12 protein-coding genes and 1 pseudogene are annotated in these 10,991 nt (G+C 75.1%); 7 read left to right on the top strand and 6 right to left on the bottom strand.

Annotated elements, in window-relative coordinates:
* A pseudogene (locus ECOMGDLI_RS33405) lies at positions 1 to 563 on the bottom strand (hypothetical protein); the annotation flags it as partial.
* Between the two features lie 137 nt (positions 564 to 700).
* Complete coding sequence (locus ECOMGDLI_RS33400) at positions 701 to 1,057, bottom strand: antibiotic biosynthesis monooxygenase (RefSeq protein WP_088321180.1); 357 nt, start codon at positions 1,055 to 1,057, stop codon at positions 701 to 703.
* 98 nt (positions 1,058 to 1,155) lie between these two features.
* Between ECOMGDLI_RS33400 and ECOMGDLI_RS33395 the strand changes: the two genes are divergently transcribed.
* From ECOMGDLI_RS33395 to ECOMGDLI_RS33375, 5 genes are all read left to right on the top strand, one after another.
* Positions 1,156 to 2,103, top strand: coding sequence for a metal ABC transporter solute-binding protein, Zn/Mn family (locus ECOMGDLI_RS33395; RefSeq protein ID WP_088321178.1), 948 nt, complete (start codon positions 1,156 to 1,158; stop codon positions 2,101 to 2,103).
* Positions 2,100 to 2,963, top strand: coding sequence for a metal ABC transporter ATP-binding protein (locus ECOMGDLI_RS33390; RefSeq protein ID WP_198955418.1), 864 nt, complete (start codon positions 2,100 to 2,102; stop codon positions 2,961 to 2,963). Before ECOMGDLI_RS33395 ends, ECOMGDLI_RS33390 begins: the two co-directional genes overlap by 4 nt.
* 29 nt (positions 2,964 to 2,992) lie before the next feature.
* Complete coding sequence (locus ECOMGDLI_RS33385) at positions 2,993 to 3,925, top strand: metal ABC transporter permease (RefSeq protein WP_088321185.1); 933 nt, start codon at positions 2,993 to 2,995, stop codon at positions 3,923 to 3,925.
* Positions 3,926 to 3,973: 48 nt separating this feature from the next.
* A complete protein-coding gene (locus tag ECOMGDLI_RS33380) occupies positions 3,974 to 4,372 on the top strand; it encodes a Fur family transcriptional regulator (RefSeq protein WP_233150124.1) in 399 nt (132 codons plus the stop codon).
* A gap of 71 nt (positions 4,373 to 4,443) precedes the next feature.
* Positions 4,444 to 4,827, top strand: coding sequence for a (2Fe-2S) ferredoxin domain-containing protein (locus ECOMGDLI_RS33375; protein ID WP_088321176.1), 384 nt, complete (start codon positions 4,444 to 4,446; stop codon positions 4,825 to 4,827).
* Positions 4,828 to 4,831: 4 nt separating this feature from the next.
* Here ECOMGDLI_RS33375 and ECOMGDLI_RS33370 read toward each other — a convergent pair whose 3' ends face one another.
* The gene (locus ECOMGDLI_RS33370) at positions 4,832 to 6,142 is read right to left on the bottom strand and encodes a YibE/F family protein (protein ID WP_198955417.1); all 1,311 of its coding nucleotides are present in this window, start codon (positions 6,140 to 6,142) and stop codon (positions 4,832 to 4,834) included.
* A 161-nt stretch (positions 6,143 to 6,303) separates the two neighbouring features.
* On the opposite strand from ECOMGDLI_RS33370, the gene ECOMGDLI_RS33365 reads away from it, so the two are divergent.
* Positions 6,304 to 6,765: a hypothetical protein gene (locus ECOMGDLI_RS33365; RefSeq protein ID WP_088321174.1), complete on the top strand. Its 462-nt coding sequence runs from the start codon at positions 6,304 to 6,306 to the stop codon at positions 6,763 to 6,765.
* Positions 6,766 to 6,781: 16 nt separating this feature from the next.
* Here ECOMGDLI_RS33365 and ECOMGDLI_RS33360 read toward each other — a convergent pair whose 3' ends face one another.
* From ECOMGDLI_RS33360 to recO, 3 genes are all read right to left on the bottom strand, one after another.
* The gene (locus ECOMGDLI_RS33360; RefSeq protein WP_088321172.1) at positions 6,782 to 8,095 is read right to left on the bottom strand and encodes a YibE/F family protein; all 1,314 of its coding nucleotides are present in this window, start codon (positions 8,093 to 8,095) and stop codon (positions 6,782 to 6,784) included.
* Positions 8,096 to 8,102: 7 nt separating this feature from the next.
* A complete protein-coding gene (locus ECOMGDLI_RS33355; RefSeq protein WP_088321182.1) occupies positions 8,103 to 8,936 on the bottom strand; it encodes an isoprenyl transferase in 834 nt (277 codons plus the stop codon).
* Positions 8,937 to 9,035: 99 nt separating this feature from the next.
* Entirely contained in the window at positions 9,036 to 9,821 is a 786-nt protein-coding gene (recO, locus tag ECOMGDLI_RS33350) for a DNA repair protein RecO (RefSeq protein WP_088321170.1), read from the bottom strand.
* 110 nt (positions 9,822 to 9,931) lie between these two features.
* Between recO and ECOMGDLI_RS33345 the strand changes: the two genes are divergently transcribed.
* The coding region (locus tag ECOMGDLI_RS33345) for a phosphatase PAP2 family protein (RefSeq protein WP_143448088.1) at positions 9,932 to 10,991 on the top strand (1,060 nt) is incomplete at its 3' end.

Below are 10,991 nucleotides of genomic sequence, written 5' to 3'. Positions count from 1 at the left end.
TCCGGCACGTCGACGCCGGCGCCGACCCGGGGCAGCGGGACGCGCAGGCCCGGCGGCGGCGGGGCCGACAGGTACACGGCCGCGTTGCCCGTCGTCACGAGGCGCCGGACGTGGTCGAGCACGTCCGTCTCGCCGATCTCGGACGGCGGGACGACGTCGAGCGGGGCGAGCCCGAGGCTGTCGTAGCCGTAGCGCAGGGCGAGCAGGACGGCGTCCGCGGGCCCCGTCGTGCGGCTCGCCTCGGCCGCGATGACACCGGTCTCGAGACCGAGCCGGGCGATCGGCAGCCGGGTCAGCCCGTCGCAGACCCGGGCGAGGAAGTCGACGACCTGCCCGACGGGCCCGGTCGCGGTGAACTCGGTCTCGGTGAGGCGGTGCTGCCCGGTGAAGTCGAGGTGGGTGCGACCGACGACCGACAGCGCGAGGTGCTCGACCGCGTGCCCGACCCCGGCGGTCCGGAAGGTCTCGTCGACGACGCCCATGCCCAGCACGAGCCCCGCGGTGAAGGGCCCGGGGTCGTCGACCCAGAACACCGGCACGCCGTCGATCTCGGTGCGTCCCACGGCAGCGTCCAGCACCGCGGCACCCCCTTCCCCGTCCGTGCATCCCCGAGCACGTGGCGGTCACCGGTCACGTGACACCGTTACACCACCGCGTGTGACGTTAAGGCACTCGGCGGCCGTTCGGCAGGGTCTGTGCGTCACTCACCCGGGTGGGCCGCGTCCGCGTCCACGGATCGGGCCGGTTCGTGATTCTGCGTGCCTGATCCAGGACTCCACGTGACGACCGGCTCGTAGGCGCTCGCCTCGTCGACGGCCCGGTACATGAGCGGGACGGCGCGGACCTTGACGTCGTAGGCGGACAACGCCCGCCGGTAGGCGCCGACGTTCGTCCACGTCGTCGTGAGCGTCCAGAGCGTGGCGTCGTCCACCGCCCGGCCGACCCAGCCGGCGGTGCAGCCGGGGCGCGCGGTGAGCGCCTCGAGCGCGGCGGCCGCGAGGCCGGAGAACTTGTCGGCCTCCTCGGCGGGGACGACGTACCGGGTCACGACGAGCACGTCGAGAGCCTACGGCCGGGCCCGCCCCGCCCGCGCCGCACCGGGGCCGGGCAGCGGCCCTTTTGACAAGACGCCCGATCGTAATGAGAATCGTTCTCATGCTCAAGAAGACGGCAGCCGTGTCGGCCACCCTCGTCGCGCTCACCACCCTCGCCGCGTGCGGCGGCTCCTCGTCGGGCGGCGGGACGACGTCTGCCGGCGGCGGGAAGGTCGCCGTCGTCGCGAGCTTCTACCCGCTGCAGTACGCGGCCCAGCGGGTCGGTGGCGACGCCGTCTCCGTCACGAACCTCACCAAGCCCGGCGCCGAGCCGCACGACCTCGAGCTGAGCCCCAAGGACGTCGCGGCGGTCGCGGACGCCGGGCTCGTCGTCTACCTGTCGGGCTTCCAGCCCGCGGTCGACGAGGCCGTGAAGACTCAGGCCGGCGACAAGGCCTTCGACGCCGCGGGCTCCGCCCGGCTCGACCTCGAGGGCGTCGAGGAGGAGCACGAGGGCGAGGAGGGCGCCGAAGAGGCCGGGCACTCGGCGACCGACCCGCACTTCTGGCTCGACCCGACCCGGCTGGCCGACGTCGGCGACGCGCTCGCCGCCCGCCTCGGGCAGGCGGACCCGGCGCAGGCCGCGACGTTCACCGCGAATGCCGCGGCCCTGCGCAAGGACCTCGAGGCCCTCGACGGCGAGATGAAGGCCGGGCTGGCGACCTGCACGAACAAGGACGTCGTCACGAGCCACCAGGCGTTCGGTTACCTCGCGCAGCGCTACGGCCTGACCCAGGTCGGGATCACCGGCCTGTCGCCCGAGGCCGAGCCGGACGCGAAGACGATCGCGAAGGTCACCGACTTCGTCCGCGCGAACGACGTGACGACCATCTACTACGAGACCCTCGTGAGCCCGGCCGTCGCGAAGACCGTCGCCTCCGAGACCGGCGCGAAGACCGCCGTCCTCGACCCGATCGAGGGGATCAGCGACGCCTCCGCCGCGCAGGACTACCTTGGCGTCATGCGCGCCAACCTCGCCGCCCTGCGGGCCGGCCAGCCCTGCTCGTGACGGGTCGCGACCTGGCGGGCGGCCCCGTCGTCGAGCTCCGGCACGCGAGCGTCGGCTACGGCGACCGGCCGGTGGTCCAGGACGTGAGCCTGCTCGTGCGCCGCGGCGAGGTCGTCGCCATCGTCGGCCCGAACGGTTCGGGCAAGACGACGGTCGTCCGCGGCGTGCTCGGGCTGGCGCCGGTCACCGCGGGCGAGGTGCTCCTCTTCGACGTCCCGGCGGCACGCTTCAAGGAGCGCTGGCGGATCGGGTACGTCCCGCAGCGGCACACCGTCGTCGGCGCCGTGCCGTCGACCGTCGAGGAGGTCGTCGCCTCCGGCCGGCTCGCCCGGCGCCACTGGTGGGCCCCCGCCGGCGAGGAGGACCGCCGCGTCGTCGCGCAGGCGATCGACGTCGTCGGTCTCGCCGACCGGCACCGGGCCCCGGTCTCGACGCTCTCCGGCGGTCAGCAGCGCCGCGTCCTCATCGCCCGGGCACTCGCCTCCGAGCCCGAGGTCCTCGTCATGGACGAGCCGACCGCCGGTGTCGACGCGCAGAACTCCGAGGCCCTGACCCGCACCCTCGCGCGGCTCGTCGACGACGGGCTGACGCTCGTCGTCGTCACCCACGACGTCGCACCGCTGGCCCCGATCCTCACCCGGGTCGTCGCCGTGGCCGACGGCCGTGTGGTCGGCGACGAGCCGGCGGACGTCGCGATGTCCGCGCGGTCGGCGCTCGGGGTGCACGTCTACGGCCACCCCGGGCACGACCCGCACCACAGCGCCGCCGGGCAGGACGGCGGCCCGGACGACCCGGTGCGCTCGCCCGGCTCCGGCTGGCTCGGCGACCCCGGACTGCGCGGCTCGCGCAGCACGACCTGAAGGCGGACGCCGTGCTCTCCTACGACTTCATGCAGCGCGCCCTGCTCGCGGCGCTGCTCGTCGGCATGACCGCCCCGGTCGTCGGCGTCTACCTCGTCCAGCGCCGGCTCGCGCTCATCGGCGACGGGCTCGGCCACGTCGCACTGACCGGCGTCGGGCTCGGCGTTCTCACCGGCTCCTCCCCCGTGCTCGTCGCGCTCGGCGCCTCGGTGCTCGGCGCCGTCGCCATCGAGCTGGTCCGCGCCCGCGGCCGGGCCAGCGCCGACATCGCGCTCGCGGTGATGTTCTACGGCGGCATCGCCGGCGGCGTCGTCCTCATCGGGCTGTCCCCGGAGGGCACCCCGGCCAACCTCAACGCGTACCTCTTCGGCGCGATCACGACGACGACCGGTACCGACCTGTGGGTCTTCGGCGTGCTCTCGCTCGTCGTCCTCGCCGTCGCCGTCGGGCTCGCCCCGCGGCTGTTCGCGGTGAGCAACGACGAGGAGTACGCCCGTGCGAGCGGGATGAACGTGCTCGGGCTCAACGTGCTGCTCGCGGTGCTCACGGCGTCGACCGTCGTCATCTCGATGCGGATCGTCGGCCTGCTGCTCATCAGCGCGCTCATGATCCTGCCGAACGCGATCGCCCAGGTGACCGCGACGAGCTTCCGGTCCAGCGTCGTCGTCGCCATCGGGGTGGGCGTCGTCGTGAGCACCGGCGGGACGACCCTGTCGTACTACGCCGACACCCCCTCCGGAGGCACGATCGTGCTGCTCGCGATCGCGGTGTTCGTCGTCGCGACGGTCGCGGCCTGGCTGCGGGGCGTCGTCCACGGCCGGCGCCACCACGACGAGCGCGAGCACCGGCACGAGCACGGCCCCGAGTGCGGCCACGAGGCCGTCCCGCACCGCGACCACGTCGACTACGTCCACGACGGGCACCGGCACGCCGCGCACGGGGCGCACTACGACGACCACTGACACCGTGCCACGATGGGGCGAGGCCAGGACGACCCGGAGGAGCACCAGGTGACCGAGACGACGCGGCGGCGCGAGACCCGCCAGCGCAGCGCCGTCTGGACCGCGCTCGAGCACGCCGACGACTTCCGCAGCGCGCAGCAGCTCCACGCCCTGCTGCGCGAGCGCGGCGAGAACGTCGGCCTCGCGACCGTCTACCGGACCCTCACCCAGCTCGCCGAGGACGGCGACGTCGACGTCCTACGGACCGGCGACGGCGAGTCCGTCTACCGGCGCTGCAGCACCGGGCACCACCATCACCTCATCTGCCGCCGCTGCCGCCGCACCGTCGAGGTCGACTCGGTCGCCGTCGAGCGCTGGGCACGAAAGATCGGCGAGGACAACGGGTTCGCCGACGTCGAGCACGTCGTCGAGGTCTTCGGCACCTGCGCCGACTGCGCCGCGCGCTGACCCCGCCCGCGCGGCACGCGGGGTGCACGCACGGCTTTGTTGAGAATGATTCTCGTTCCTATGATGGCGGGATGCGCAGCCGACTCCACGACCACGGCCGGCACCGGCCGGCCCCCGCCGTCGAGGTCCTCGTCTGCCGCGGCTGCTGCTGCGGCAGCGCCGCGAAGCACCCGGACGTCGACCACGACGACCACCTGGACCGGCTCCGCCGGGCCGCCGCCGCGAGCCCGGTGCCGACGCGGCTGCGCACGGTCGGCTGCCTGTCGGCGTGCGCGCTGAGCAACGTGGTCGTCGTCCGCCGGCACCGCGGCACCGCCGACTGGTTCGCGCTCGTCGTCGAGGACGACGTCGTCGACGCGCTCGCGGACTGGGTCGCCGCCGGGGCGGCGCACCCGGTGCCGGAGCCGGTGCGCCGGTACGCGATGCCGGTGCCGGACGGGCGCCCCGTCGGCTGACGCGTCAGGTTGTGACCGCGTCGACGGGCCGGCGGTCGCCGGCGGCCGGGCCGTCGCTCTCCGGCTGCTCGACCGGGCGGCCGCGCGCGGCGACCAGGGCCGCGACGAGCGTCGTGAGCGGGATCGCGAGGACCAGCCCGACCGACCCGACGAGGGTGCGGACGACCTCCTCCGCGACGTCGCCGCCCGTGAGCACCTGGCCGACCGGCTGGGCGTAGAGGTCGACGAGCAGCAGCGTCGGCAGCGCGGCACCCGCGTACGCGAAGACGATCGTGTAGACGGTCGAGGCGAGGTGGTCCCGGCCGACCCGCATGCCGCTGGCGAACAGGGCCCCGACGCCCAGGTGCGGCGCGTGCGCCTTGACCTCCCAGACCGCGGAGGCCTGGGTCACCGTCACGTCGTTGAGCACCCCGAGCCCCGCCACGACGACCCCGCACAGCACGATCCCGCCGAGCCCGGCGCCGGTCGTGAGCCGGCTGAGCTCGAAGTCCTCGTCGGAGACGAGCCCGTCGAGGTGCGCCGCACCGGTCGCCCAGGCCGCCAGGCCCGCGGTCACCGCGAGGCCGGCGACGGTGCCGAGCAGGGCCGTCGTCGTCCGCGCCGAGACGCCGTGGGCGAGGTAGAGCACGGGGAGCATGATCGCGCTCGCGGTGACGAGGGCGAGCGGCAACGGCGGCCCGCCGGTGCGCAGCGCGGGCAGCAGGAACTGCGCGACGACGACGAACGCGACGGCGACCCCGCCGAGGGCGGCCAGCCCCTTCCAGCGGGCGACCGCGACGACGAGGACGGCGAAGAGCCCGGCGAGCAGGCCCAGCGGCAGTCGCCGCTCGTAGCCGACGAATGCGTAGGCCGCCGGGACGCCGTCCTGTGCCGGGTAGACCGCGAGCCGTACCGGGTCCCCCGCACCGAGACCGGCCCGGACCACCTCGACGGGCACCGGCACCTCCGCGGACGCCGTCCCGCCGTCCGCCGGGACCTCGACCACGGCGACCGCGCAGTCGGACGCCACCCCGCCGGGACCGCCGCCGGGCAAGCCGCCGGCCTCGCCGCCGGGGTCGGCCGGCACGACGCCCTCGCCGCCGCTCTCGGTCCCGACCTGGTCGCAGGGCAGCGCCCGGGTCCCGCTCACGGTGCCGTCGACCAGCCGCAGCCCGGCGTAGGGGTTCTCGACCCGGGTCGCCCGCACGACGTCACCGTCCGGCCGCAGCACGACGAGGCCCGTGAGCGTCACCGCGGCGACGGCGAGCACGAGCGCCCACAGCACCGCGGAGGTGGTCCGGCCGACCCTCAGGTCGGCGTCGTGGTGGGCGCTCACCCCCTGATCGTCCGACGAGGCACGGACGAGGTCCCGCAGGCACGCCGGGGCGGAGCACCACGCGGCCCGGACATGAACATCGTGTGCGGATCGCCGCCGGCGGGTCGAGGAGCCGGCCCGGCGCGTGCGACCGTGGTCACCTCGCCCACGGGAGGTCGCCCATGAGTGTCACGCACCCCGCCGCACCCGCCGCCGTGCGCGGACGCCACCTCGCCGCCGGTGCGCTCGTCTGGGCGGTGACGAGCATCCTCTGGGCCGTGGACCTCGTGCTCCGCACGCGTCGTGAGGAGCAGGTCCTGCTCGACGGCACCGTCCTCACGCTCGGCGCGCTCGCCGCCCTCGCGACCTTCACGTGGGGCACCGTCCTCGGCCGGCGGCACGCCTGGCGCACCCTCGCCGCGTCCCTGGCGGCGACGGTCGTCACGGCGCTCGTCACCGTCCTCGCCTGGCTGCTCGCCGTCGTCCCGGCCTCGTCGGACACGAACCCGGAGGCCGTCCGGGTCGTCGTGTCGGCGCTGTTCGCCGGGGCCTGTCTCGTGCTCGCCGCGGCGCTCGTGCTCGGTGCCGGCGTCGGACGGCGTGCGGGCCTGCACGACGCCCTGCAACCCCGCCCCCGGCGCTGAGCGCCTGGGCGGCCGGTCAGGCAGGCAGGTGCGCGTCCGTCCCGTCGACAGCCGTCCGGTCGGCCGCCGTCCGCGACGACGCCGCGAGCAGCGCGGCGACGGCGGTCGTCAGCGGGATCGTCAGCACGAGGCTGGACGACGTGACGAGGGTCCGGACGAGCTCCTCGGCCACGGCGCCGCTGACGACGACGTCCCCGACGGGCCGCTGGTAGAGCGCCTGGAGCATGAGCGTCGGCAGCGCGGCACCGGCGTAGACGAAGACGATCGTGTAGACGACCGAGGCGAGGTGGTCGCGACCGATCCGCATCCCGGCGGAGAAGAGCCGCCCCGGCCCGAGGTGCGGTGCCGCGTCGTGGATCTCCCAGACCGCGGAGGCCTGGCTGATCGTCACGTCGTTGAGCACGCCGAGGCCGGCGATGATGATGCCGCAGAGGATGACGCCGCTGATGCCCGCGCCCGTCGTCAGCTGGCTGAGCGCCTGGCCCTCCTCGGCGTCCAGCCCGGTGAGGCCGGTCGCCGCCGTCGCCCACCACGCGAAGAGCGCCGTCGCGACGAGCCCGGCGAGGGTGCCGAGCAGCGCCGTCGTCGTCTTCACCGTGACGCCGTGCGCGAGGTAGAGGAGCACGGTCATGATCGCGGACGACGCGACGACGGCGACGAGCACCGGGTCGCTGCCGGCGAGCAGCGCCGGCACGACGAACGACCCGATCGCGAGGTAGGCCACCGCGAGCCCGCCGAGCGCCGCGAGCCCCTTGAGCCGGGCGACGGCGACCACGGCGAGCGCGAAGACGACCGCGAGCACCGTGAGCGGCGTGCGCCGGGACCGGTCGGCCCACGCGTAGACGGCGGGCTGGCCGTCCGCGGGCGGGAACCGCGTGAGCCGGACGCCGTCCCCGCGGGACAGCCCGGCCCGCTCCACCGCGGACGGCACGGCGACGGAGACGACCTCGCCGCCGCCCGCGGACGCGCCCGGGTCGACCCGGACCTTCGCGGTGACGCACGTGACGGTCTGCGGGATCGTGCCGTCGAGCAGGCGGTCGGACGACGTCCCCTCGCACGTGGCGCGGGACGTCGACTCGACCGTTCCCTCGACGAAGACGACGCCGTCGTAGAGGTCGCCGATCACCGCGGGGACGGCGACGGCCGGCGGCCAGAGCGCGACGAGCCCGGCGACGGTGAGCACGACGACGAGGGCGACCAGCCCGCCGAGGACGGCGACGACGCCCCGCGAGGCGTTCGCCGGCCCGCCGTGGGAGTGGCTGTGCCCGTGCCCGGCGGCGGCAGCGGCGCCCGCAGGGTCGGGCGGCGGGGCGGCCCCGTGACGTCCCACGGGCGGCTCAGCCCTGGGGCGGCGCGGCGGCGTCCACCGCACCCCCGTAGCGGCGGTCACGCCGGGCGTAGTCGTCGACGGCCAGCCACAGCGTGCGGCGGTCGACGTCCGGCCAGAGCACGTCCATGAAGACGAGCTCGGCGTACGCCGACTGCCACAGCAGGAAGTTCGACGTCCGCTGCTCCCCCGACGTCCGCAGGAACATGTCGACGTCGGGCATGTCGGGCTCGTCGAGGAACCGCGCGACGGTGCGCTCGTCGACCTTCTCGGGGTCGAGCCGGCCGGCGGCGGCCTCGCGGGCGATCGCCTTGGCGGCGTCCGCGATCTCGGCCCGGCCGCCGTAGTTGACGCACATCGTCAGGGTGCAGACGGTGTTGTGCTTCGTGAGCTCCTCGGCGGCCTCGAGCTCGGCGACGACGCTGCGCCACAGCCGCGGACGCCGCCCCGCCCAGCGCACCCGGACGCCCCACGCGTGCATGTCGTCCCGCCGGCGCCGGATGACGTCCCGGTTGAACCCCATGAGGAAGCGCACCTCGTCCGGCGAGCGCCGCCAGTTCTCGGTGGAGAACGCGTACGCCGACACGTGCGTGACGCCGATCTCGATCGCCCCGGCGACGACGTCGAGCAGCGCCGCCTCCCCCGCCTCGTGGCCCTTCGTCCGCGGCAGGCCGCGCTGGTTGGCCCAGCGGCCGTTGCCGTCCATGACGATGGCGACGTGCTTCGGCACGAGCTCGGCCGGGATCGCCGGCGGGCGCGCACCAGACGGGTGCGGCGGCGGCGGGACGGGCTCGGCCCGGACGGCGGACACGGCGCCGCGGGACGCGCGGCGTCGGCTCGGCATCGGCATGCCGGACAGCCTGCCAGAGCGGTGCGGAGGCTTTGCGCAGGGACCGTGCGGGTGCAGGGATCCATGCCGGCAGCGCAGGTCAGGGTCAGGGGGTCACGGCGTCGCGGTCCGCGGGACGGCGGCGTACCGGGCGGCGTCGACCGTCGTCGGTTCGCGCTCGACGAGCCGCAGCGACCGGACCTGCCGCTCGAGGTGCCACTGCAGGTAGGCGGCGGTGAGCCCGGACGCCTCCTTGCGCCGGCGCGGCTCGCTGGCGTCGGCGTGCCCCCAGTCCCCGGAGAGCAGCGCGGCGAGCAGCGTCAGGGTGTCCGGGTGCGGGGCGGCCGAGCCGGCCGGGCGGCACTGCGGGCACACGACGCCGCCCATGGCGACGGCGAACGCCCGGTGCGGGCCCGGAGCGCCGCAGCGGGCGCAGTCGACGAAGTTCGGCGCCCAGCCGGCGACGGACAGCGCCCGCAGGAGGAAGGCGTCGAGCACGAGGCCGGGCTCGTGCCGGCCCTCGGCGAGGGTGCGGAGCCCGCCCGCGAGGAGCAGGTAGAGCTGGAGGGCCGGCTCGCCCTCGGTGTCCGCGAGCCGCTCCGCGGTCTCGAGCATCGCCGTCCCGGCCGTGTAGCGGCCGTAGTCGGTGGCGATCGCCGTCCCGTACGGGCCGATGGTCTCGGCCTGGGTGACGATGTCGAGCGAGCGGCCCTCGTAGAGCTGGACGTCGATGAGCATGAACGGCTCGACCCGTGCCCCGAGCCGGGACGACGTCTTCCGGACGCCCTTCGCGACGGCCCGCACCAGACCCCGCCCCCGCGTCAGGAGCGTCACGATGCGGTCGGCCTCGCCCAGCTTCTGGCAGCGCAGGACGACGGCTTCGTCGCGGTAGACGGGCACGGCCCCATTGTCACCCACCCGGGCGTCGCCGGGCCGCCGGACGCTCGGGGCATCGGCCGGGACACGCCGAAAGGCACTACGGAGAGCAATTGTCTCGATACATTCTGCCGATGAACTGGCCATGGCTGCGCATCGGGAGCGCCACGACCTGGGTGGTCGCCTTCGTCGTCTGGCTCTCGACGGCCGGCTTCACGACCGAGCGGTTCACCGTCGTCTTCTGGGTCATCACCGCGTTGGTCGCGTTCACCCTCGGGTCGCGCCCGTGGTGGCAGGCGCCGCTCGACTGGATGCCGATCATCGTGTTCTTCCTCGCCTACGACTGGACGCGCGGTCACGCCGCCGCGCTGGGCCGGCCGGTGATGTGGCTGTGGCCGCCGAAGATCGACGCGTGGATCGGCGGCGGCACGGTCCCGAGCGTGTGGCTCCAGGAGCGGTTCGCCGCCTCGAACGCGCACGTCCCGTGGTGGGAGGCGCCCGTGGCGACCGTCTACCTGAGCCACTTCATCGCCCCCTTCGTCATCGGCGGCGTGCTCTGGGTGCGCCGGCGCGACCAGTTCATCCGCTTCATGACCCGGCTCGCCCTCGTGTCTGCGATCGGGGTCGTCGGCTACACGCTCGTCCCGGCGGCGCCGCCGTGGGCCGCCGCCCGGTGCACGCACGCGGAGGTCGCGGACAACCCGCGGGCGCCGGCCTGCCTCAGCGACCCGGTCCCCGAGCAGCCCGACCGCACGGTGCTGCCGGCCCTCGAGCGCCACGAGCCCGGCTACCGCCCGCTGGTGCAGCGCATCTCGTCCCGCGGCTGGGCGAAGGTGCCGGGCATGGAGCGCACCCGCGGGTTCATCCAGACCGGCATCGACTCCTCGAACCTCGTCGCGGCCGTGCCGTCCCTGCACGGGGCCGGTGCGCTGCTCGTCTCGTGGTTCCTCTGGCCGCTCGCCCGGCGCCGCTGGCGGCCGCTGCTCGCGGCGTACCCGTTCGCGATGGCGTTCAGCCTCGTCTACGGCGGCGACCACTACATCGTCGACATCGTCCTCGGCTGGGCGCTCGTCGCCTTCGTCATGCTCACGGTCGGCCGGTTCGAGCGCTTCCGCGCCGTCCGCACGACCGACGCGACCGACGCGACGGACGCGCCCGACGCGTCCGCCCCCGCCGAGGTGGCGGTCCCCGACC

The organism is Kineosporia sp. R_H_3 (genome assembly GCF_002198675.1).
Taxonomy (GTDB): domain Bacteria; phylum Actinomycetota; class Actinomycetes; order Actinomycetales; family Kineosporiaceae; genus R-H-3.
This window is presented reverse-complemented; position numbering and strand designations above follow the sequence as displayed.